21 protein-coding genes are annotated in these 23,406 nt (G+C 51.6%); 5 read left to right on the top strand and 16 right to left on the bottom strand.

Features of this window, described 5'->3' with window-relative positions; translation table 11 throughout:
- Window positions 1–50: 50 nt before the first annotated feature.
- The 9 genes from NYE54_RS02850 to NYE54_RS02810 all read right to left on the bottom strand — a co-directional run bounded on the left by NYE54_RS02850 (window position 51) and on the right by NYE54_RS02810 (window position 10,068).
- Window positions 51–1,658: an extracellular solute-binding protein gene (locus tag NYE54_RS02850; RefSeq protein ID WP_339269881.1), complete on the bottom strand. Its 1,608-nt coding sequence runs from the start codon at window positions 1,656–1,658 to the stop codon at window positions 51–53.
- A 510-nt stretch (window positions 1,659–2,168) separates the two neighbouring features.
- Window positions 2,169–3,101 carry an L-serine ammonia-lyase, iron-sulfur-dependent, subunit alpha gene (gene sdaAA / locus NYE54_RS02845; protein WP_339269880.1) on the bottom strand — a complete coding sequence of 311 codons (933 nt, stop codon included), beginning with the start codon at window positions 3,099–3,101 and terminating at the stop codon, window positions 2,169–2,171.
- Window positions 3,098–3,781, bottom strand: coding sequence for an L-serine ammonia-lyase, iron-sulfur-dependent subunit beta (gene sdaAB / locus NYE54_RS02840; protein WP_339269878.1), 684 nt, complete (start codon window positions 3,779–3,781; stop codon window positions 3,098–3,100). The genes sdaAA and sdaAB overlap by 4 nt, the downstream gene beginning before the upstream one ends.
- 39 nt (window positions 3,782–3,820) lie before the next feature.
- Window positions 3,821–4,903 carry a dihydrodipicolinate synthase family protein gene (locus tag NYE54_RS02835; protein ID WP_339269876.1) on the bottom strand — a complete coding sequence of 361 codons (1,083 nt, stop codon included), beginning with the start codon at window positions 4,901–4,903 and terminating at the stop codon, window positions 3,821–3,823.
- Window positions 4,903–5,919, bottom strand: coding sequence for an NAD(P)-dependent oxidoreductase (locus tag NYE54_RS02830; RefSeq protein ID WP_339269874.1), 1,017 nt, complete (start codon window positions 5,917–5,919; stop codon window positions 4,903–4,905). The genes NYE54_RS02835 and NYE54_RS02830 overlap by 1 nt, the downstream gene beginning before the upstream one ends.
- A 299-nt stretch (window positions 5,920–6,218) precedes the next feature.
- Window positions 6,219–6,353, bottom strand: a complete 135-nt coding sequence (locus NYE54_RS02825) for a hypothetical protein (RefSeq protein ID WP_256720511.1) — start codon at window positions 6,351–6,353, stop codon at window positions 6,219–6,221.
- 127 nt (window positions 6,354–6,480) lie between these two features.
- A complete protein-coding gene (locus NYE54_RS02820) occupies window positions 6,481–7,575 on the bottom strand; it encodes a DUF4349 domain-containing protein (RefSeq protein WP_339269872.1) in 1,095 nt (364 codons plus the stop codon).
- A gap of 412 nt (window positions 7,576–7,987) precedes the next feature.
- Window positions 7,988–9,319, bottom strand: coding sequence for a hypothetical protein (locus tag NYE54_RS02815; protein WP_339269870.1), 1,332 nt, complete (start codon window positions 9,317–9,319; stop codon window positions 7,988–7,990).
- Between the two features lie 296 nt (window positions 9,320–9,615).
- Entirely contained in the window at window positions 9,616–10,068 is a 453-nt protein-coding gene (locus tag NYE54_RS02810; protein ID WP_076322371.1) for an SRPBCC family protein, read from the bottom strand.
- Between the two features lie 211 nt (window positions 10,069–10,279).
- Between NYE54_RS02810 and NYE54_RS02805 the strand changes: the two genes are divergently transcribed.
- Together NYE54_RS02805 and NYE54_RS02800 are read left to right on the top strand one after the other, a co-directional pair.
- Window positions 10,280–11,080 (top strand): helix-turn-helix domain-containing protein, encoded by an 801-nt coding sequence (locus NYE54_RS02805; protein ID WP_339269868.1) that lies wholly within the window; start codon window positions 10,280–10,282, stop codon window positions 11,078–11,080.
- 19 nt (window positions 11,081–11,099) lie between these two features.
- Complete coding sequence (locus tag NYE54_RS02800; RefSeq protein ID WP_076322373.1) at window positions 11,100–11,558, top strand: SAM-dependent methyltransferase; 459 nt, start codon at window positions 11,100–11,102, stop codon at window positions 11,556–11,558.
- A gap of 127 nt (window positions 11,559–11,685) precedes the next feature.
- Here the strand turns inward: NYE54_RS02800 and NYE54_RS02795 are convergent, their stop codons facing one another.
- A complete protein-coding gene (locus tag NYE54_RS02795; RefSeq protein ID WP_339269866.1) occupies window positions 11,686–13,317 on the bottom strand; it encodes an ATP-binding protein in 1,632 nt (543 codons plus the stop codon).
- A 237-nt stretch (window positions 13,318–13,554) separates the two neighbouring features.
- Between NYE54_RS02795 and NYE54_RS02790 the strand changes: the two genes are divergently transcribed.
- Window positions 13,555–14,166 carry a hypothetical protein gene (locus tag NYE54_RS02790; RefSeq protein WP_339269864.1) on the top strand — a complete coding sequence of 204 codons (612 nt, stop codon included), beginning with the start codon at window positions 13,555–13,557 and terminating at the stop codon, window positions 14,164–14,166.
- Window positions 14,167–14,331: 165 nt separating this feature from the next.
- Here NYE54_RS02790 and NYE54_RS02785 read toward each other — a convergent pair whose 3' ends face one another.
- The 3 genes from NYE54_RS02785 to NYE54_RS02775 form a co-directional block, all read right to left on the bottom strand.
- The gene (locus NYE54_RS02785; RefSeq protein ID WP_326093559.1) at window positions 14,332–15,792 is read right to left on the bottom strand and encodes an aspartate ammonia-lyase; all 1,461 of its coding nucleotides are present in this window, start codon (window positions 15,790–15,792) and stop codon (window positions 14,332–14,334) included.
- Between the two features lie 217 nt (window positions 15,793–16,009).
- Entirely contained in the window at window positions 16,010–17,374 is a 1,365-nt protein-coding gene (locus NYE54_RS02780; protein WP_339269860.1) for a HAMP domain-containing sensor histidine kinase, read from the bottom strand.
- Entirely contained in the window at window positions 17,371–18,090 is a 720-nt protein-coding gene (locus tag NYE54_RS02775; protein WP_076322377.1) for a response regulator transcription factor, read from the bottom strand. The genes NYE54_RS02780 and NYE54_RS02775 overlap by 4 nt, the downstream gene beginning before the upstream one ends.
- Window positions 18,091–18,250: 160 nt before the next feature.
- On the opposite strand from NYE54_RS02775, the gene NYE54_RS02770 reads away from it, so the two are divergent.
- Window positions 18,251–18,988 (top strand): hypothetical protein, encoded by a 738-nt coding sequence (locus NYE54_RS02770; RefSeq protein ID WP_339269858.1) that lies wholly within the window; start codon window positions 18,251–18,253, stop codon window positions 18,986–18,988.
- Between the two features lie 103 nt (window positions 18,989–19,091).
- On the opposite strand, the gene NYE54_RS02765 is transcribed toward NYE54_RS02770, so the two are convergent.
- Both NYE54_RS02765 and NYE54_RS02760 read right to left on the bottom strand, forming a co-directional pair.
- Window positions 19,092–20,009, bottom strand: coding sequence for a polysaccharide deacetylase family protein (locus NYE54_RS02765; RefSeq protein ID WP_339269856.1), 918 nt, complete (start codon window positions 20,007–20,009; stop codon window positions 19,092–19,094).
- Window positions 19,981–21,303: an MFS transporter gene (locus NYE54_RS02760; protein WP_339269854.1), complete on the bottom strand. Its 1,323-nt coding sequence runs from the start codon at window positions 21,301–21,303 to the stop codon at window positions 19,981–19,983. Before NYE54_RS02760 ends, NYE54_RS02765 begins: the two co-directional genes overlap by 29 nt.
- A 214-nt stretch (window positions 21,304–21,517) precedes the next feature.
- Here NYE54_RS02760 and NYE54_RS02755 point away from each other — a divergent pair, with 214 nt between their 5' ends.
- Window positions 21,518–22,234 carry a DUF421 domain-containing protein gene (locus tag NYE54_RS02755; RefSeq protein WP_339269852.1) on the top strand — a complete coding sequence of 239 codons (717 nt, stop codon included), beginning with the start codon at window positions 21,518–21,520 and terminating at the stop codon, window positions 22,232–22,234.
- 50 nt (window positions 22,235–22,284) lie between these two features.
- Here the strand turns inward: NYE54_RS02755 and NYE54_RS02750 are convergent, their stop codons facing one another.
- On the bottom strand, window positions 22,285–23,316 hold the full coding sequence (locus NYE54_RS02750; RefSeq protein ID WP_339269850.1) for a copper amine oxidase N-terminal domain-containing protein: 1,032 nt from the start codon (window positions 23,314–23,316) through the stop codon (window positions 22,285–22,287).
- Window positions 23,317–23,406 lie beyond the last annotated feature (90 nt).

The following is a 23,406-nucleotide window of genomic DNA, read 5'->3' as shown; positions in this document are numbered from 1 at the left end:
ACCCGAGCGTTGTACCCGGATGCCGCCATCAGTCCTATTTCTTCCGCGGATTAATTCGTAGCTTCATCCAATCTCTTCTGGGCTGCGTTGAAAATATCGACGATCTGCTTGGCTCCCTGCTTCTCGGCTTGCGCTTGCCATTGCTGCCACTGCGTATCGCCGTAATTTTTGTTGAGAATGTATTTCGCGTTAAATTCATCCGCCAATTTCTTCAGCGAGGTTTGAATCTCCGCAATTGTTGCGGTTTCATCATCCGTAAAGTTCACGACCGGATCCAGCGGCTCGAATTTATTACCGTTCAGCAACTTATCCTGAGCCTCCTGTTCCTTCTCCGTGTAGTTGAAGTACACGCTGCGCTTATCGGAGTTGACATACAGACCTTGCAGCCACAGACCATAACGGTCCTCCAGCACGCTGATGTCCACCAGCGGCACGTCGGTCAGCTCCGGATAGACGGCTTTATCGCCTTCCATCTTGAATGTCTCGCCTTCCACGCCCATCGTTACCAGCGTTGCGCCGGACGGGCTCGTCAGGTAGTCGAGGAGCTTCAGGGCAGCTTCCTTGTTGTCGTTGTTGGCTACCGCGATGCTGAAGCCGTTCGTAATGCTCTCGATCGTCTTGCCGTTGCCGGTCGGTCCGACCGGGTTGCCGTATCTCAGATCATAGTTCGGGTTTTGGTCCTTGACCTGGTTGTAGAACAGGTCCAAACGTCCGATCCAGTCATAGGTCACAAAGGATTTGTTGCCTGACGTCATTTTCGCCGTCCAGGAATCGTCGGTGTCCGTCATGAATTCCGGATCGAGGAGTCCCTCGTTGTACAGCTTCTTCATGAAATCGAGCATTTCTTTATGCTCGGGCTGTATAGTAGCGTACTTCCACACCTTGGCGTTCTCGTCGTAATACGTCGGATAGTTGGCTCCGCCGATTCCCCAGCCGAAGGCCCAATCGCGGAAAATATGTTCTTTCGTCTTGGAGGCGTAAGGATAGGAATCCGGATAGGCTTCCTTCAACTTTTTGAGTGCCTGATAGAATTCATCGGTATTCGTCCATTCCTTGATGCCCAGCTCATCGAAGATGTCTTTGCGGTACAGGAAGCCGTGGTTAACGTCACGGTTGATGTTTGCAACCGGCCAGGTATAGATGTTTCCGGATTCGTCTCCGTAGGACGGAATGACCCACGGATTATCATCGACATACATCTTTTTAAAATTCGGCAGCATGTCGAGATATTCGTTGATGGCAACGACCGCTTTCTGCTTGCCGATCTTCTTCAGCTCCGGAGGCGTTAGCCCATGGATAATGTCCGGGAGCTTGCCGGAAGCAACGGTTACTTTCAGTTTGTCTTGAAAGGTAGCCGAAGAATAGGCTTGGAAATTCACCTTGATGCCGGTTCGCTTCTCGATTTCCTTTGCAAGCAGGGAATCATTCAGGTTGGTTTTCTCGCTGACGACCATCCAATTGATCGTTGTCGGTTTATCGACCAAAGGAAGCGCGAGCCCCCCAGTATCCCCATATTGATCCGGATCTGCCGGTGCCGTTGGAGGGGCTTTGTCTCCGTCCGTTTTGGGAGCTGCCTCTTTACCCCCTCCGCTGCATGCGGCCAGGATCGAAACTATCAGTGTGAATGCGAGTGCCATACGAAACCACTTTTTTGTCATTTTCGTTCCTCCTTTAAAAAGATCATTTACATGCTGCTGACTGAATCTGTGTAATCGCTACTCTACCCCCGTTATTTCTTCTCATCTGTGCGTGTTGGTTTATTCATCTGGACTACGTTTCAAATAGCAAGATGCTCCCTACCACTCCTCCTTGTTGGCGAAGATCCCTAGCTCAGCGCAGGGAATATTCTAAAATCACTCGGCAGCCGATACCGATCTTCCGGCACGGATTTTTCTATCCATCCACATCATAAAAACGCTTTCACGTTTCGTAAAGAAGCGTATTTCGGCGAGATGCTGTTTTTTCTCACCCAAGCCATTAAAATGCCAAAAAACCGCGTAGTATCAGGCTTTTCAGACATGTGGAAAATGCTAAAGCGGTAGAAATATCTAAAAAAAATGAGGGATTTCATAATGAAATCCCTCACGGAGCATGTTAAATTTCTTCTCCTCCTCATCGTACATTAGAGAAGCCTGACGCCTTGGGCTTTTATGAAAATGAGTGTGAACTCATTCACCCATTTCGTCTTTTCTTGCTTTGGCACCCTTTTCCCGCAATTTCTTGCCTTCCTTACCGTACAAGTCCTTCAGGATTTTCTTGCCGGTCGGCGTCTGCGCAAGACCACCCTTCGCCGTTTCCCTGTGCTTGGACGGCATGGCCGTGCCGACTTCCAGCATCACGTCAATAACTTCATCGGATGGAATGACACTGCGTACACCGGCAAGCGCCATATCCGATGCCGCCAGTGCTGTCACGGCCCCAAAGCCGTTGCGCACGATGCAAGGGATCTCAACCAGTCCGCCAACCGGATCACAAATGAGCCCCAAAGAGTTTTTTAGTGCAAGTCCAACAGCATGAACTGCCTGCTCCGGCGTGCCGCCTCGAAGTTCAGTCAAAGCACCTGCCGCCATACCGATGGCTGAGCCAACTTCGGCTTGACAGCCGCCCTCCGCACCGGAAATAAACGAGTTGTTGGCGATAACATAGCCGATCGCGCCTGCGCTGAACAGCCCCATCACCAAATGCTCGTCTTCCCAGCCGAAGCGTTCCTGCGTGCTGACGAACACCCCGGGGATAATGCCGCAGGAGCCTGCCGTCGGCGTTGCCACGATGCGCCCCATAGAGGCATTCACTTCAGACACGGACAGGGCGTAGGCCAGTGCCGTGCAGGCGTCCGTACCGAGCGCGGGTATCCCGCTGCTCATGTATTGATGGACGCGTACGGCATCGCCGCCGGTCAGGCCGCTTTTGGAAGGGACGGGTTCATGGATCCCCCGGTGCACAGCTTCCTTCATGATGCCGTAGTAATCGGCCATTTGCTTGAACGTCTCGTCCCGGCTTTTCCCCGTTTCCTTGATCTGTTCATTCAGCATCAGCTGGCCAATCGTAACCTGATCCTCCCGGCAGCATGCGATGATCTGCTCCAGCGTAGAAAACTTCATGACAACGCCTCCTCTACTGTCAAATCCGCAACGACGACACGGTGCACGCTCGGCAACCCTTCGATATGCTTCATCAACTCAGCCGGAACCGCTTCATCCGACTCCACCACCGTCATGGCATCACCGCCTCTTCCCTTGCGGTCGACATCCATATAGGCAATATTGACGCCGCCGGCCTCCAGGAGCCGGGTGATATGCGCGACCATGCCCGGCGTATCGTCATGAAAGACCAGCAGCACCGGATAATTCATCGTAAACTTGACGTCGAAGCCATTCACGCGCAGCATTTCCACGCTGCCTCCGCCAATGGAAGCGCCTGCAATGACATCGGTATGATCGCCGTCCGTCAGCCTCAACTCCACGGTATTGGGGTGAAAGGCCACATTCTGTGCCGTCTTAAATTTAAGTTCAATGCCTGCCGCTTCGGCAAGCTCGATCGAATTCCGGATACGCATATCATCCGTGGCAAAATCGAGCAATCCGCCCACGACAGCCAGATCGGTGCCGTGGCCGCGGTAGGTTTCAGCAAAAGAACCGTAGAACACAATTTCCGCTTGATCGGGGAATGCTCCAAATATGCGCCGCGCAGCCCTTCCGATCCGCACGGCCCCAGCGGTATGAGAGCTCGACGGCCCCACCATACTGGGCCCAATAATAGAAAACACATCTTTAAACCGCATGCGCGATTCCCCACTTTCAACTATTCTGCCCTCATTGTATCAGTCCGCCAGCCATCTTTCCAAGTGCTCTTGAATAAAATCGTCATCGTTCAAATGCGGATAATCCCGGTAGACTCTGTCAATCTCTTCGGATTGGCCGGGAGACAGCGTCTCATGCGGATTCAGGCACCATATGCCTTGAAGCAGTCCCTGCCTGCGGAGCACCTCATGGATACCCGGAATACAGCCTGCAAACTGATGTGCAGGATCGAAGAAGGCTGCATTGGAGTCGGTAATCTCCACGTTCCGTGTCAGCCATTCCTTCGCGAATCGATCCTGCTTGCGTGCCTCCTTGATCTCTTCCAGCAGCTCCACCGCTTTCTTCGTCCAGACTGCCCAATGACCAAGCAGACCGCCGACGATAGGCTTGGTGACCAGCGTCCCGTCCACCTGGAATTGATACGTCGTCAGCAAATCATTGACGATGTTATCGTCGTTCCCCGTGTACAGCGCAATATCATCTCTACGGCTCGAATAACAGACGGCACGAACGACGTCCATCGTCTGGTAGCGGTTGAAGGGAGCCATCTTGATCGCCACGATATTCGGAATTTCGGCGAAGGTCCGCCAGAAATCGAAGGAGAAGATATTACCGCCAACCGACGGTTGAAGATAGAAACCGATCACCGGCATCCTCTGTGCAATCTCCTCCGTGCGCTTTAGAATGTCTTCTTCGCTCCAGCCGCTTAAACCGCCCATGCTGAGAAGGACGGCGTCATAGCCAAGCTTGCGGGCAATCTCTGTTTCCTCCACAGCCTGCTCCGTTTCGCCGCAGACACCGGCCACCATCATGAACGGCCGATCGAGCTCCGCCCTGCGAACCTCTTCTGCCGCAAGTCGCAACACGGGTTCATACAAGTCGATGCCCTTGTCGCGGATTTCGAATTGAGTCGAATGAACGCCGACCGCAATACCGCCTGCACCGGATGCCGCATAATAACGCGTTAATGCCCGCTGGCGTCGTTCGTCCAGCTTCCGATTCTCATCCAATGCCAGCGGGTGAGCCGGTATAACGAGCCCTTCATGCAGAGCTTTAAGCTTCTCGGGGGCCAAACGTTGAGTTGCAGGAACCTGTCCGCTCATTAGAATTTCCCCTTTCTCTCTTGGAAGTGAGTCGGCTTATTCCAGCTCTCGCCGCCGGATTGTACCCATGCTGCGGTCCAATCGAGCATCTGCAGCAGAGACACCTTCGGATAACCGAACAGCTGGTGGGATTTCGCAGCATTGTTCAGGAGTGCAGTCTCGGATTCCGTACCCGTAAAGGTCACTTCCTTGCCCATCCGTACCGCCAATTCCTGTGCCGCCCAGCGGATCGACATCGTCTCCGGCCCCGTAATGTTGATGATTTCAGGAGGCGAGCTGCAGTGCAGGAGCGAACGGAGCGCCATCTCGTTGGCATCCCCTTGCCATATGATATTCGCATGCCCCATCGCCAGGTGAATCGGCCGGTCCTCGTGGATCGATCTGGCCAGCTCATGCAGAACGCCGTAACGCATGTCGATAGCATAATTCAGGCGGTAGATCGCCATCGGCGTACCATTCTGGTGGGAGAAATATTCAAAGACGCGCTCTCTGCCGAGACAGGACTGCGCATACTCTCCGACCGGCTCCGGCGCTACCGATTCGTTGACTCCGCCGCTGCCCGCCGGTGAGAACGGATACACATTTCCTGACGAGAACACCACCATGCGAGATTGCTTGAATTTCTCGGCCACCCGGCCCGGCAAATACGAATTCATTGCCCAAGTAAAATATTCACGACCGGTCGTGCCGAATTTATTGCCCGCCATATAGATCACATTAGGAGTCTCGGGCAGCTGCTGCAGCTCCCCATCGTTCAGCAGGTCGCACGAAATCGTTTGGACGCCCGCCTCCTCCAGCTCGCGTCTGGCCTCTTGGTTCGAGAACCGGGATACGCCGATGATCCGTTTGCCGCCACCGCCTTCACGTACGGCGTTCGCTGCCAGCCTTGCAAGGCTGGGACCCATCTTCCCGCCGACCCCCAGCACAAGGATATCCCCCTCCAAAGACGCCAGGTCGGCAACAAGCTGTGCTGAAGGCTCAGCCAGCTTTGCTTCTAATTCTGCAACGGTTAACATGAACAATCTCCTCCTCCGATTGATGATTCATCCTCATCATACGGCCTCGCTTGATATAAAGACAAATCTTTAAATCGTCTTTAAATAGGCAGCGATGTGCCATTATACTCGCAGACTTGCTTCCGGGAAACGGGGACTTTCACCCCCCGGCGGTCGAGCTGCAACCATCTTCATGACAGCATAAGAAAAACGTCTATCGACGTACTTTCTCAGTAGACAGACCGCGTTTAGAGGAAGTTTTTCTTGCGAGATAAGGATGCTAAGCCTCGAATGTTTATACTAAAAAAAGCCCCCTGATCTCAGGGAGCAAACGAAACGTTCAGCACGATGTGTCGAAGCACGAGGAAGGCAATGATAAAGGAGGCTGCCAGCCCCAACATCGTGAAGATGACGATTTTCTCAACGCGAGTAAATTTGACCTTCGTTTTATTCATCACAACCACCTCGAATTCCATTATAGTACAAATATGATACCATATTCCAGAAACACAAATCTGAAGATTTGCCTTGGCCTTCCTCTGGATTTTATGTGCGTTTTTTGATGCGGGTCTGCTCCTGCCGTTATTCGTCTTTCATTCGTTTTTCCTCGTCCTTTTGGTCTTCCGGATGCCCTTGCTCAGATGCCGGCCCGTTATTGAGCAGCTTTCGTTTACGGACTACCTCTTCCCGTTTCCGCTGCCCTGATCTTCGCGCCAGCCATAGGATGAGCAGAACGAAGACCGCGATGAACAATACGGGAAGCGAGCCGGAAAGGATGACGATAATCCATTGGACGATGATGGTGATCACGTCGATGCTGCCCTGAAAAGCTTGGGAAATCCGCTGCCCGAGCGGTGCCTGAATGGCGGACGTTTTGGGATCATCCTTTTTTTGTGGCGTCTCGTAAAGCCTGATTTCTACCGTGGAATAAGACACGTTTTGGTCAATGTAACGCATTCGGCCTTTCATCTGCTCGATTTCCGATTGGATGCGCTCCAGCTCGTTGGCAAAAGCGACAAGGTCGGCCGTTTTGGTCGCTTTTTTCATGAAGGCGACGTACTGCTCCTCCATGATTTGTTTGGCCTTGAGCCTGGATTCCAAATCGACGTATTCCTCAGTCACGTCCTGCCCTTCAATGCTTCGCTGCAGGTTTTCATGCGCAATGTTCTCCAAACGGTTTAAAAAGGAGGAGAAATCGTTTGCAGGAACTTTCACAATAAACGTGCCGCCTTTTTCGCTGCTGGACTGGGTTTCGCTGAAATTAACAATATAACCGCCAGAAAGCGCCACTGTGTTCCGGACTTCCGACTGCGCTTTTCCATAGTCCTGAATCTCCATCACGATATTCGCTTTGTACATCAGCTTTTTGTTGAGCCCGGCTGATAAATCCTGCGAATTAAACCCTGCGCCGGAAGCCTGGGCAGACGATGACATATTCGGAAGCTCGGCATCCGCCGATGCCGGCTCCTCGACGCTCTTCTTGCTCGTCACCGCCATTTCGTTTTTGGCTTCCGCCTCACCTCCATCTGTTTTGTTTGAGGCTTGATCCACCGTTGTTTCTTGCGATTCGACAGCCGTGGCCCCTCCAGCGCTTTTGTCTTGAGAACCCGAAGAGCAGCCGCCGACCAGCAATACGATAAGCATCAAAGCAGCAATCCATGAACCCGGTTTTCTCATACTTCAACCCCCTGAAGATAAATATTTTCCATTTTATCTACTAACGGTTCCATCATCTGGAAGGTTGCAAGCGCTAAAGAAATTTATCAAGGCCGGGCCTTTTTCTCCAAGAAGCCTTTGCCCTCTCCATGCATCGCTTTGCCGCACACGGTAAGTACGAACGTCATGGTCAATGCACACCGGTAGGTTCAATCTAGCCTGCAGCTTTTCCGGAACTCTCCCGGCAGATAGCCTGTCATTTCGCGGAATACCTTAAAAAGTCACTTTATATCCCCGCATTGATGGAACCTGGAACGTATTCGCCATGTCGATATGGCATATACTTGCCTTTTTCGTTCAAAACAGCGCAGAAAAAGCGCCTCCTTTCGTCGCGTAACGAAAGGGGCGCCCGTTCCAAAGCAATTTCACAGCGCTATTCCAAAAACGTAAATCTGAAAATCTGCCTTGGTCTCCCCCTCGGCACCTTCTCGATTCCGGCAATCTCGACCAAGTCGTTGTCGGTCCACAGCTGGAGCAGCCGATGTGCACTGCGGACGGTAATGTCCAGCAGGTGAGCGAGCTCGTGGACCTTGTATTCATATTTACCCGAACGGGCACGCTGGTTCAGCAGCTTGCTCAAATAGGCACTCGTCATACCCGCGTCCTCTGCCCGCTTGATCAGCTCTGCATCTGTAAAGGACAGCACCTCCTGCACAGGGTCGGCCATCTCCAGCGGTCCTATCAGCGTTCCATCCTCCCGGACAATAAAGCAGGCGTTGCCGCCAACTTCCTTGGATTTCCGCATCGCGATGCGCGCATTGGTTCCCGCCATGCTGGCCGACTGGCCGAATCCCATGCCGATGCTGAGCGAAATACCATAGGTTTTGTTCACGTCTTTAGCCAAGGGAATCGTTTTGTAACCTCCGGTTTCCCGTTCAAAGATGCCGCGCGTCGTGAAGAACAGATACTCGTCACCGCCCAGATGGGTCAGATAGCCATCCAGCGATTCCACATAATCGAGCACCATCCGGTGAATATCCAGCTTCAGCTTCTGCACCTCGTGCTCATTATTCCGTCTTAACGCCTGGGTTCCGAAATCGTCTATATTAATCATCCCGACCACGATCTGGCCTTCCCTGCTACGGCGGGATGCCGTGGACAGCAAAGCCCGCTCGAGCGATACCACGATATCCTGATCGGAAGGCAGCAGCCATTCATTAGGGACCCCAAGCCTCGTCAGCTCATGGGCCACCGATTCTACGCCCGTGAACGCAGCAGAGCAACCGCCGGATTTATATTGAAGACGGTGAAAATCAATCAGATTCCTCTTCGGGGCATAAGCCGGTCCATCGTAAATAACAGCTTGTACAGCCGGGATACCCAGATCCCTTATCGTCCGGACCACCATCGTCTCGGTTAAAGTATCCACCGATATGCCACCAGCCAGTCTTCCCCGCTGCCCGGCATGGAACAGCGCTTTATATAAACCCGCGTCCGTGACGGGGACATAATGCACAGGGATTGTGACCTGTCCGAGCTCCTTCACCTTGCGCTGGGACAGCGGATCCGAGAGGAACAATACCTCAACCTCGCCTCCGATCCGCTCAGCCAGTGCCGGCGCTTCGTCATCATCCTGAAAAACAAGCGGCACGGGGTCAAAGGAAGGAAAGGTTTCAATGACCTTCATGATTTTTTCAACGATCGTCTGGGTTCCGATAATACCGATACGAATTTGCTGGACAGGGAGTTGCCTCCGCTCCGTCATGTCTCCTTCACTCCCATCTTTCCCATTGCCGAGAAGCCGCTTATCGGCAAGCCGGCATGGATACTTAAATCATACCCACTATCGAATATTTGGCAAGTGAAATTGGCCAGCGGGATTCATTACTTTTCAATTCCACCCCTGCTGCCTGCCACCTATAATTCCCTACAAAAAAAGAGCCATTACGGCTCTTTAACAGGCTTTCTTTAATATATAACGAATCCATAAATCATGCGCACGGTGCGCGGTCCGGGCATGCTTGGATTCGATCGACCATATGCCGATTATTCACCATGAGGCTACCAGCCCAGATCCAGGGTCTCCCCCGTCTCCGCATAGGTCTTCAGAATGCTCATGACCATCCACCAGCTGTCCGCCGCCTTGGCGCGGGACGGATGATCCGGCGTGTATTGATCATTGACGAGCGTCAGCTTGGTACAATTCCCTACCGGCTCGAGGGTGAACGTAATCCGAGACTCCAGCTCCTCATGATTCGCGTAATACGACGGACCCGGATGTTCGGACAGACTCAGTCTCTTCTGCGGCTCATAAGCCAGAACCTTCCCATAGACATGAACCGTCTCCTCTCCGTCATTCCCCGGACCCACATAAGCGTAAGGCTCCCCGATTTCAAATGAAGATCTCAGCTCGCTCCCGAAAAAGGTGGCCCGAGTTCCCTCCGGCAAAGTTAAGACATCCCATACCTTCTCCGGCGAAGCACCGATATAAAACTCATAATGTAACGGCTCCATTTTAGTTTCCTCCTACCATCCATGAAATACGCAGTAAGACCGGCTTGTCCTCCTGTGATATGATGATGTTATCAAGAAGCTGCGATCCAAGTATTGTAAAAATGCGACAGGCTGCAACCTGCAGAATCACTTCAAGCACAAGTCCCGTGTGAGGGCCAAGTGGTCCATCGATCCTGGCCTGTTACGGATTATCGGAGGTGTTTTTGTATCCATGATTCAGCATCCTCATCAGTCCAGCCTCGGCATTTTGAACATGAACAGAGCCGGAGAGAAGTTCCAGCTCCTGCGAGTTCCCCCATCCAAGGACCTTTCCTATTTCATCAAGCATTACTGGATCATTCATTGGGATTTAACCGATCAGGAGCCTCATCTGCAGGATGTTGTTCCTAATCCTTGCGCCAACTTGGTGGTTCAGCCCCATCGAACCGCTTTTTATGGCGTATCCAGCACCAGGCATTCCCACCATCTGGAAGGCATTGGACAAGTATTCGGAATCAAGTTCAGACCCGGCGGGTTCTATCCGTTCGTAAACACGTCCATGGACCGTTTGACGGATTCCTCCATAGGGACCATGGAGATTCTCCAAGCCGAGCCCTATACGCTGGAGCAGCAGCTATTGACCGCAGAGGAACCGGAGCAAAAGGTTAGGTACATGGAGGAGCTTATTCGCCGCGTTCTTCCCGAAGAAGATGAACAGATCGAACGGATTCATACCATCATTGATCGGATTCATCACAACCGGGACATCATTCGGGTCGAGCAGGTTTACGAATGGTTCCAGATGAGCCCGAGATCACTTCAGCGCCTGTTCAAGCAATACGTCGGGGTAAACCCTAAATGGGTGATTCGCCTGTACCGACTGCAGAATGTCGCCGAGATGCTTGAAGGCCTTGATCATCAGGATGTGCTGGAGCTGGCCATGGACATGGGTTATTATGACCAGTCGCATTTTATCCGGGATTTTAAAGCGGTGATCGGTAAAACACCAGAAGTTTATATAAAGGAACGATAAACCTGAAGGAGGAAACAGCATGTATACGATACAGGCGATCGGAACGATCCATAACGAAAGAAAGGCGATTCAGGATGATTACTGGGGGGATGTTATCTCGGAGATCAAGCTGGGCAAAGAATGGGATGAATGCTCCCTGGATGGGATTGAAACGTTCAGCCACCTTGAAATCATCTATGTATTCCATCTCGTCCAGGACGACAGCATCCAGTACGCGGCGAGACATCCGCGAAATAATCCGAGCTTTCCCAAGGTCGGTATCTTCGCCCAGCGGGGCAAAAACCGCCCCAACAAGCTAGGAGCCACCATGGTGGAGTTGGTAAGCAGAGAGGGCAGGTCCGTTTTCGTGAAAGGGCTGGATGCCATAGACGGGACTCCCGTCGTTGATATCAAGCCTGTCATGGAGGAATTTTTGCCGAAGACAAAGACCAAGCAGCCCGAATGGGCTACGGACATCATGTCCCGTTACTGGGAATAATGATTAAGTACTTCATCATACAACAAACAGCGCTGACGCGCCCTGTCCTTGAGGTTCAAGGACCGGCATGGTCAGCGCTGTTTCTGTTAATCCGCATAATTCTGCATAACCTTAATAGTTAATCAGCTTAACTAGATGGGCTCTGACTCGAGATCGGCAGACTTATTTCGACCGATGTTCCCCGCTCTTCCTCACTCCGGATGACAATCCGGCCATTGTGGCTCTCCATGATCCGGTGGACGATCATAATACCAAGGCCATTGCCGTCCGGCTTGGTCGTATGAAAAGGCTCCCCAATCCGCTGAAGCACATCATCCGTCATGCCGGAGCCGTTATCCGTAAAAATCACGCGTTGATATCCTTCCTGCACATCCAGATGAATGTGAATGTTCCCGCCATGCGGCAAGGCTTCCATCGCATTCTTCAGAATATTAAGAAATACCTGCTTAATCTGATTCCGGTCACATAGAATCGTTGCATGCTGCCCGATGCATTGGGTCATGTCGATCCCGCTAAGCTCCGCCTGAATGGCAAACAAGTGGAGCACCTCTGTCAGAATTTCACCGCAGTCCTCTAGCTTAAAAACCGCAGCCTGGGGCTTTCCCAGAATCATAAATTCCCCTACCATCAGATTAGCCCGCTCCAGCTCCGACATAATCAGGTCATAGTGCCGAAGGCAGGCGTCCTTATTCGCTAACTGGAGCATTCCCTTCACTGTGGTGAGAGGATTGCGCACTTCATGAGCGATGCTTACGGCAACCTGACCGGCAAATACCAGCTTTTCCGTATTCCGCAGTACTTCCTCCGTCCGCTTCAGCTCTGTAATATCACGAAGAAAACCTACCACCCGCATGAGCTGTCCCTCACGGTCATAAGCAGGCTGAACATCAAGTATATAGTGATTCATGTTTCCAGAAATCTCAAGCGAAAGCTCTTCTCCGATGCAGATTTGCTGCCGGTGTATCACCCGCTCATAAAACTCGCCAATCGGCTTAATTCCGAAGACCGATCGACCCACATATTGGGCTCGGTTTCGGTCGCTGCCGCCTTTGCACAGCAGGCTTAAGCTGGTTTCGTTCATCTCCAGAATTTGACCCGTTGCATCGGTAATGATTACGCCATAATGATTCGTTCCGAGGAGCACCTGATTCAGGGTTTGCAACTGCGTGTTCTGTTTGCGGGTAACCATCTCCCGTTCCAGGGAATCGGCCATCGTGCACAGCAAGGCATGCAAATGCGGGTGAACAAACTCCCTGTTCGTCATTAGAGAGATCGTTCCTATAATCGCCTTCCCATCCTCGCCGTGAAAGGGAGCCGAATAACATGCCATGCGATGAAGAATATGATGAAAATGGTCCTCTCCTATCAACGTAAATGGCCGTTCGTACCGGAGACACAGATCAATTGAGCTCGGACCGTCTACTTGGGAATAGCCGTTGCCTTCGGCAATACCCAAATACCGGGCTGTTTCTATAATGGTCGGGTCCCCTTCCATATCAAGAATGAATCCCTCGTTATCCGTAATTGTAATCACGACAGGGTTTCCTGATCCGGAGGAAAGGAACTTATTCACGAAAACTTGTATCACTTCAATGTACTCTTTATATTTTGCACGCCTTGCGGCCAATACCTCATCATTCAATCGATTCGTATGTGTTGGAACAAGCTCCGGGTCCATCCCCTTGTCTATACACTGCTGCTTAGTTTGCTGAATGATCTCCAGATCAGTTATTTCACCACATTGATTATCCAAAATCACATACCCCTTTTTATCATACTGCCACTTTAATGTAACCTAACGTTTATTCTATCACTTTTATCGGCAGATGGAGCCTGCCGGTAAACTTAATAGAAAGTGAACTGGCAGCCTTCATCTTAACATTTATGAATATATACGGGATAAGCAGAACTTTGGAAACATATTCTTTTATTCTTCTCCCGTTATGTAACTCTTTACAGGAAATATCCGTTTAGGATGTAAAGGAGATGAGAATCCATGTTCAAACCCAATATTGCTTACCTATTCCTCATGGCCGTTCTATTTCTTGTAACAGCCTGCTCGAGCAATCAAGCTGAAGCGCCGACTTCATCATCCGAACCTGCGACAACTGCAGTGATTGACCACAACAGTCCGGCGGAGAACGTATTTTCATTATATAAAGGGGAGGACATGAGTACCGAGAATAAAGTCACGAACATGCTTGCTCAATTGGAAGGCATAGACTGGGCAGAATATAACCGCCTGAGTAATAGCCAAACATTGGCGACTCTTGAGCTGCTGTATACCTACCGCTCCCTTATCACACCCGAGCATTACAGAAGCCTGTTCCTGGCAACAACAAATCTCGACGGCGCCTCTGCCGAGCAATATGCCGCCATCGCAGGAGAATTGTTTACCAAAGACACGGAAGGCGTGGTTCAAGCACTCGCTGATTTGAGTGACGATGCTAACAGGCAAAGTGTCATTTCCAGTATTGCTTACCATCTTGGTTACCAGGATGTTTCACAGGTGAAACAAGAGCTCGAACCATGGCAAACGAATAAGGGGCTGGATGATCGCGAGAAGAACGTCATCGCCTCCCTTATAGACGCACTCAACAATCCATAATACCAACACACCACCCTTATCCTGCCGGTAACATCTTGCGACCGGATTCAAACGGTTTACAAACCTTATCTATGTCATCAATTCGAGATAACCGACAACGCAAAAAAAGCCGACCAAGATCTACATCTTAGTCGGCTCTTTGTATCGATAAAACAAGGGTACACCTTATTGGTTTAGCAGAAACTCTTCTCCGGCAATGCCTGGGGATGTCATATGGTAAGGGTCCAGGATGACCTGTATCTGTTCCTCTGTCAAAAGACCTTGCTCCAGAATAATCTCCTTGATGCTTTGGCCTGTCTTCTGGGCTTCCTTCACCAGTCTGGAGGCTACGTCATAACCCAGATGCGGGTTCAACGCCGTAATAATGCCGTAGCTGTTATCCACGAAGTACTTGCAGCGTTCCTTATTCGCTGTAAGATCGACCATCAGATTCTTGTAGAACACATCCATACCGTTCTTCAGAATTTTGAGGGAATGCATCAAGTTGTTCGCTGCGACCGGAACCATGACGTTAAGTTCGAATTGCCCGGCTTCGCATGCCAAACTGATCGTATGGTCATTGCCGATAACTTGAAACGACACCTGGTTCATGACCTCGGCCATCACCGGATTGACCTTGCCCGGCATAATCGACGAACCCGGTTGTCTCGCCGGTACGTTCAATTCGTTCAAGCCCGCTCTCGGGCCGGAAGCCATCAAGCGGATATCGTTGCACATTTTCGAGAAGTTCACGGCACACACTTTGAGCGCAGCCGACAATTCCATATACGCGTCGGTGTTCTGGGTGGCATCGACCAAATCTTCGGCTTGCTTCAAGGAGAAGCCTGTCTGCTCAATCAAATGCTGAACAACGCTGTGCATATAGTCAGGCGTTGCATTAAGCCCCGTACCTACGGCCGTCGCCCCCATATTAACGACTAACAAACCTTGCGCCGCCCGCTCGATGCGATTGATGTCACGCGTCAGAACATTGGCATAAGCCCCGAACTCTTGTCCGAGTCGAATCGGTACCGCATCCTGCAGATGTGTGCGCCCCATCTTGATGACATCGTCAAATTCCTTGGCCTTCTCCTGAATGCCGGCAACCAAGGTCCGGAACACCTCAAGCAGATCCTGTGTCAGACGGTAAGACGCAATGCGGATCGCCGTCGGAATGGCATCGTTCGTAGATTGCGACATATTGACATGATTATTAGGATTACAGTAGAAATACTCGGCCTTCTGTTTTCCCAAAATCTCCAGCGCTCGGTTCGCCAAGACCTCATTCATATTCATATTGATCGAAGTGCCTGCTCCGCCCTGGATGGAATCGACAATGAATTCGGAACGGAGATTGCCCGCGATGATCTCGTCTGCCGCCTCTATAATGGCACTGCCTATCTTTTTCGGCAGCAGGCCAAGCTCCATGTTCGCCAGCGCCGCGGCTTTCTTAACCTCGCCCAGTGCAGAAATCAATTCTGCATGAATGGGTACCCCGCTGATCGGAAAGTTCTCTACCGCCCTAACCGTATTAATGCCGTAATAGGCTTCTACAGGAAGCTGTTTTTCCCCCAGAAAATCTTTTTCAATTCGATACTGCATATCCATGGACAACATCACCATCGCCTTTTGATTATTTTGTATCATGCTTGTCACCTGTTATCATCCAGCTTGCCCGGATATATACAGAATTCTGCCTTCCCACGTGAAATCCTCTATAGCTTACGCGTTTTGTTAGAGAATATTGATTGATATGTGCGAATGCGCAAAAAAAGAGACTTCCTTTAAGTATAAATACCCAAAAAAGTCCCTCTTACCCCATCGTGAGCTTTCATTCGTGAAGATTGATTGGGGCACACATGAATTAGACCATGCTGGTCTTCCTATACGGAGGGAATCCTACCGAGATGACGGCCCCTCCCTCTGTGCGATTCCCTGCCGTGATCAGACCTCCGCAGCGTTCCACAATGGCGCGGGCAATCGCCAAGCCCAGGCCGGATTCCCCGTTCTTGCCCTTCACGAAACGGTGGAACAAATACGGAAGCAGCTCCTCGGATATGCCTTCGCCATCATCGGAAACGGTGAGCACGACTTGGCCTTTCTGGATGGCCGCTTGAATGTAGATGTGCTTGCTTGCGTGCCTTGCTCCATTCGAAACGATGTTCAGCAGTGCTTGCAGCAGCTTATCCCGGTCGGCATACACCATTAACGATTCATCATCTCCATAGGAAGGATGCACGAACAGTCCTTTTTTCACCAGGAGAGGATTGACTCTTTCGATCGTCTCTTCCACGAGCTCCCTCAAATTCACTTCTGTCGCCTTGAATATATCATCTTCACTGTCCAGTTTAGCGAGCAGCGTCATCTCGGTCACGATATTTCTCATCCGGCTGCTTTCGCTCATAATGATATCCAGCCCTTTGCGGATATCCTCCCCTTCGAATACGCCGTCCCGAATTCCCTCCGCATAGCCGGATATGGACATGAGCGGCGACTTTAGCTCGTGGGAGGCATTCTGGAAAAATTGCTTCTGCACATGGTTGTACCGCTCCAGCTCACCCGCCATTTCGTAGACGGACTCTGCAACTGCGCCGATCTCCCCGCTTGCGGACACACGCCGGACTTCGGAGAACTGGCGCTCCTTCACCTTCTTCAATTCTTCGCGCAGATGCATAAGCGGCTTAATCAGCCTCTTGGTAATGAACAGGCTTAAGATCACCATAATTACGCCCCCCACCGCAAACACGAGCATCAAACGCCCCATCAGCGCCTGCTCAATAGCCTTGATCTTGCTGATCGGAGTGATCAGCGTCATCGTCCCTTGGGGAACCGCCGTCACCTCGGTGAGGAATTGCCCGCTCCCCGCTGCGGATGAGAACGTAGCCACAATGTCCGGACCGATCGCCGGACTTACCATGAACTGAGCGGCGGGAGTTACCGGAATCGAGCTGACCACCTTCCCTTCGTCATCCTGAATGATTACGCCTACATCCGCAATCTGTGTCGAAGTCAATCCGCTAACGGCCAAAGGCGCACTCTCAATAGGGATACGCTGGGCGGCGGCGGTTTCGAGTTTTGCCGTCAGCTCGGCACCGATGGACTGCATGTCCTTGCGCTGCGTACCGATAAAGTGATCCAGCAGTACGTAATGAATGACAACGGCCGTAACGGAAAGCACGAGTATTAGCGATAAAGCAAAAGCAAGATTGATCTGATGCACCAGCTTCATATCAACGTTTCCTCCCCATCCGTTCTCATTCGGTATCCATGTCCCCATATCGCCTCGATCGGCAGCTGCTCCACTTTCTTTCGCAGCCGTTTGATGAGATGGTCGACCGCCCGGTCGCTTCCAAAATAGTCGTCCCCCCATACGGAGGTCAGCAGTTCGTCCCTCGTAAACGCACGGTTCGGATGCTCGGCAAACACTTTTAGCATCTCGAATTCCTTGTTCGTCATATCCACTTCTTCCCCGTTCCAGAATACGCGCCGCTCCTCCAGCATTAACTGAAGCCGTCCATTGCTAAGCTCCGGGGAAGCGGCCGCAAGCCGCGGAACGCTCTCCGCCTGATTGAATTTGTACCATCGATTTAGCTGCCGTTTGATTCGGGCAACCAGCTCGCGGGGACTGAATGGCTTGACCATATAGTCGTCGCTTCCCAGCTCAAGCCCCAGTATTTTATCCACTTCGCTATCCTTGGCAGAGATCATGATGATCGGGACCTCGGCTTCCGCACGGATCCGCCGGCACAATTCGAAACCGTCCATGCCGGGCAGCATAATATCCAGCACCCACATATCCGGCGGGTTCGTTCTCCACATCTCCCACCCTTCCTCAGCCGTGCCAAGGCCCACGGTTCGATAGCCTTCCTTGCGCAAATAAGCCTCCACTAAATTTCGTATATGCTGATCATCGTCAATCACGGCGATGAGATAATTTTGGTTCATATCCATGTACCTCCGAGCTTCGTCTCCTCCCAGTATACCAAGCTCCGGGATGATGAAGGGGAATGCCATTATTTTTCCACAAATACACCAATGTTCTGCCAATGCTGATTCGTACACTGGGTACTGTAAGACAAACCAACCCGATAAGGAGTGTTATACGATGAAACACAAACTGTTTGGTAAACTTGCCCTATCCGCTGCCCTGCTGGGATCAGCCGCCCTGCCCGTACATGCCTCTGGTGCTGATACCCCAAGTGACGTACCGGGTCAAACAGGCAAAAGCGCGCCTCTTAAAACTACTGCAACCATCTCCATTCTGCCGAATCCGCTGGAATTGGCTGAGAAACACGCACCGGAAACGGTACAGGATTGGAAGGAGACGCTTGAGAAGTACGGCAAGCTTGCCGGAGCTGAGGGAGCTGAGGGAGCATTCTTTTTCTCCGACGCTACAACTGCAGTTGCCGGAGAGATGAAGCCGGTAGTGGCTGAAGGCGAATTCGAGGTTTCCGTTGCTATGAAGACTTCTCCGGCAAAAGATATCCAGGAATTAATAGACAGCGGGGACATCAAGGAATTCAAAGCAACCCAGATTAAGGACGTTATCAGGCCACTTGAAGGCATAACGCTGGAAAGGGCCGAAATGGTGAATGCAGAGTCCGGTGAAGTGAAATACGACGTGATCCAAGGCGAGGCAGCAAGTTTCGCGGCAGTGAAGATCAGTGATGCAGCAAGTTTGGAAGTGAAGATCAACGAGGAGGATCTGGCGTTCATCCATGCCAAAATCGATCTCTTCAAAGCGGTGGATTCCAAGGACTCCGACTCTATCAAAAAGGCGCTGACGAAATTGCTGGACCAATACAAGGAACAGATCGCCAAGCTGGAAGCTGAAGCGAAGTAAGGTTATACGGAGCAGCATATGTCGGCGCAAGCCGATCCTACTTAAAGCACAAACAACCCTTGCCGGTGCCGCGGCAGGGGTTGTTCTTCTGTATAGGCCTATATCACGATTTTTTCGTCATGACCTTCATCAGCTTAACAGCCGAGCGCACGCGGGGCCGCTTTAAGTGCTCTTCCACATAGCGGTAATCCGTCAGGATCACTTTGGCATCCCGTAGTCCGTAAGCAAAATCGTCATCGAACAGCAGCCGATACTCCCATACCCGCTTCTCCCAATTTGGAATATTCGCCAGCATCCATTCATCTTCCGCTCCTGGATGGACATAGGTTTCGCTGACTCCTTCAGGAAGTCTGTACAGCTTATCGATGAGTGATTGCTTGAAGCTGTCGTAGGTCTCTCCCTCGACAACAGGAAACGGATGCGAGAGCAGATAATCCGGGATTGGCACGCCAAACGTATCAGCAAGGCCTGAGGCGAGCGCAACCGGACGCTCGATATTCGGCAGCGAGCTGAGCAGCGGATCCTCCGGGTAGATATAGCGGAACAATCGTGCGGGGAGGCGCCAACGCGAAGTCTTCCACAGCATCTGCGGAATGAGGCTTCGCCCCGTTTCCATCCCGTACAGGCTGCCCATATGATTATCCACATGACTGATCCGAATGCCGGCCTTGCTCGCCAGCCGGTACTGCGCCTCAAGCTCTTTTAACACGGCGCCTGTCTCTGCCCCCCGTTCAAACTCCGGAACGGTCCGGTATTGATGACCGCTGGCGTCATGAAGGGAGGAGTGCCCCGTCAAGCTGCGCCATCGCAGAGCCTCAAATTCGCTCGTCAAGGTCAGATGCAGCCCCACATTGGATTGGCGTCGGCGTGCGGCCCAGGAGGCCGCCTCTTCAAAGCCGGGAGCCACGGTCATGATGGTTGCCGAGGAGACTTTGTTCTCCTCCAGCAGATGGCGAATCGCCTCATTCATGGCCTTGCTTTGCCCGAAATCGTCACAGTTGATGATCAGTCTTCGCTCCATGGTCGTGTCCGCCTCCTATAGTTTTTGAGAATTCGATTTTGGTTGCAAACGATAACAGGAAGGAAATAGCCAGCAAGCACAATGGAACGACACTGATCAAATACCTGAAGGTCGATTCCGGATCACTTCCCGGATTGTCACCGCTTTCATATCCGAATATCATGCCTACCACAAAAAATGCCAGGGCAGATATCAATCCGCTGGAACGCGTAATAAATCCGCTGACAGCCGTATAGATCCCCTCTCTGCGCAGCCCCGTCCGCTCCGCATCCTCGTCGATGATGTTGCCGCTAACCATGGCCGGCGTTACCAGAAATCCCGCCAGACCGAACCCAACGCCGATGCCTGCCAGAATCCCGCTGATCAGATCGTAACCAAACCAGAGCGGAATGACCGAAAGGCCATACACGCCGAGCGACAACCGCCATGCTCTCACACCGTCCATTCTTCGGATCATCCAATACCAGACGAATACCAGCGGAATGACCGATACAAACACGGCTGCCAGCAGAATCGATACTTGATTGTCCGGGATGTTGAGCACGTACTTTGCATAAAAAGGGATCGTCGAGCTTATCAGTCCATTCACCGTCTGGGCAAAGGAGTTGGAGAGGTTAAACACCCAAAACTTCTTATTGCGCAAGGTTTCGCGGAACGCTTGGACAAGTTTGAGCGGCTCGCTTACGGTGTACACCTCCTGCTCCCGGACGCTCATCATGCAGAGAAACATGAACACGCCGAACAGCAGTGCGTACAGAATCGCCATATTCGAGAACCCCATGGCGTCATAAATAATCGGGGTCAACGCAGTACCGATCAATAGTGCCACGACCTGGTAGCCCTGTTGGATGGCCGAGGCCTTCGCCCGGATGCGGTCTCCGCGGAACAGCTCGGGGAACAGCGCTCCATAATTGACCCATAATACGGTTGCAACAGCTTCGTACAGGATAAGGGCAACCAAAAACCACATAAATAGTCCGTTCTGCGACAACCCTTCCGGCGGCGAGAACACGAGCACGAAGGTCAGCATGAACAGCGGAATGGCGCCGAACACCCACGGCCTGCGCCGTCCCAGCCGGGTTTTGGTGCGATCCGACCAATACCCCATCAGCGGATTGTTAACCGCATCCCAGATCAGAAATACGGTTCGTGCCAGGGATGCCAGCCCTATGCCAAGACCCAAGGTATCGACGTAGAAAAAGATGTAAAAGGAGCTGAACGCCTGGCTCGGGACCATCATGGCAAACATGCCAAGCGAAAATGAATACGGCGAATTCACCCAACTGCGCTTCATCCGTTTCCCTCCATCCGTCATGGACGATTTTGTTGTACAGTATTCTGCGGATGGCACGAATATACCTGCCTATGCGAAGGCTAAGTTGATTACGCCTACGGAACCGGACAATAGCCACGATGGGATCATAGAATTGGATGAGCATACATATTTTTCATGGCATCGGCCAACCCTTCTAAATAAGACCGTAAAATTTTCAGAAAGGGTCTGTGCCATGGAACTCCTCAAAGATCTTCTGTTAGTGCTTGGAAGAATTTATACCATCTACCCGCTGCTCTTGGGCGTTACCTTATTCATGGGCCGCCGTTCCATCGGCGAGCTTCCCGTGTTTGACTACATCATCATCCTGTCGCTCGGTTCCGTGATCGGAGCAGACATCGCAGATCCAAAAATCGAACATATCCATACCGCCTTCGCGATCGTCGCCATCGGCGTGTTACAGAAGATAGCCTCTGTCCTTCATGTGAAGAGCCGGCGCATCGGCAAGTGGATTACGTTCGAACCGATGATTGTCGTTAAAGACGGGAAGTTCATTTATCCGAATTTGAAAAAAGCCAGATACTCCATCGATAACATTTTGCAAATGCTGCGCGAGGAGCAGATATTTGACATAGCTGAAGTCGATATGGCGGTATTGGAGCCGAGTGGCGTCTTATCCATACTGAAAAAGATGGAGAAGACCGCCGTCACGCTGGAGGACCTGAAGTTAAAACGGCCGAATTCCGGGCTGTCTTACGCCGTCGTCAAAGAAGGACGCATTCAGACGATCACCCTCCAAAAATTAAACCTTACCGGGAAATGGCTGGAGACTCAGCTGGATGAGCGGGGAATTCCGCTCGATCAGGTGTTCTTCGCTTCACTCGATGAACAGAAGCGTTTAAACATCACCGTCTACGATAAGGAGATCCCGATCCCTCCCCTGTATCACTAATGATCCAAAAAAAAGCCTGGCGCTGCCGCCAGGCTTGTTGTGTTTGTGACTTATTGAAGAACGATTTTAATGGCATTGCCGATCGGAGGCAGGCTCTTGGTCAGCACGGGGCTGTAATAACCGATAATCTCCGCGTCGTCGGTCAATTCGGTAGCTTTCAAGGTTTTACCGTCTTTATTCACGACGACCGTCTCGGGTGTCAGATTCAGGATCACTTCGCTCGGCGATTGTTCCGTTAGTCCTTTTCCCTTGATCGTAACACGCAGGTTACCGCCATCGGCATTGATATCCGTGATGACACCAGCTGTAGCGAGCTGGTCCGTCTCTTCCTTGTCCAATTTAACGCTGATTTCAAATGCATAGGTCTGAGGAGGCAGGCTCATGGTCATCGCCATGCTGTGAACCGCTTCAATCTTCATGTCTTTTGCAAGATCCTTAAGCTCGATCTTCTTGCCTTCCGCATCACGGATGACGGTGTTCTCATCCACGTTCAGTACGATCCCTTCGGTACCCGTGCCGTTAATGTGAACGGCTTTGCGATCCTCATGATTGATAACTTCCGTGATGGTTCCCACGACGGTTTCTTTCTTAACATCTTCTTCGGACGAGATGCTCACCTTAGTGCCATCAACCGATACGTTAGCTTGGAGCACTTCGCTGAAGAAATTAGCCGGAACATAAAGCGTGCCCTTCACATTTACTGGCGCAGCGCCGAGGGACTTGTACATTTTGTTAACCGTATACTGGTCTTTCCCCGTTTGCACGAGGGTCCAGATCGGGGATCCCGGTTTAGTCAGCTCCGCAGAGCGGTCCTGTTGATTCCAGCCCAGTTCAAATCCGAGCGCCTCGGATACGCTCCGCAGCGGGATCATGACCTGCTTCGCATCGGCGTTCATATAACCGGCGCCAGCCACTTTCTTACCGTTAACCAGAACCCCATAATCAATTACAGCCGATATCACGACCGGTTGTTGTTCCTGGTTGCCTCCAGCCTGGGGTGCTGCATAAGCCGCTGCGCCACCAGAGACAGCGATGGCCGCAACCATCAATGTCGCCGCTTGCTTCTTCCATTGTTTATTCATGCTCATCATCCTTTCTAGGTGCCTTAAATTATCATGTACTACTATACTGACGGGCGTATTAGCCAAATGTTGCAATGAAATGATAAGCGA

The organism is Paenibacillus sp. FSL K6-1330, from assembly GCF_037976825.1.
Taxonomy (GTDB): domain Bacteria; phylum Bacillota; class Bacilli; order Paenibacillales; family Paenibacillaceae; genus Paenibacillus_AQ.
The sequence above is the reverse complement of the archived record's forward strand: the minus strand, read 5'-3'. Positions and strand labels throughout refer to the sequence as shown.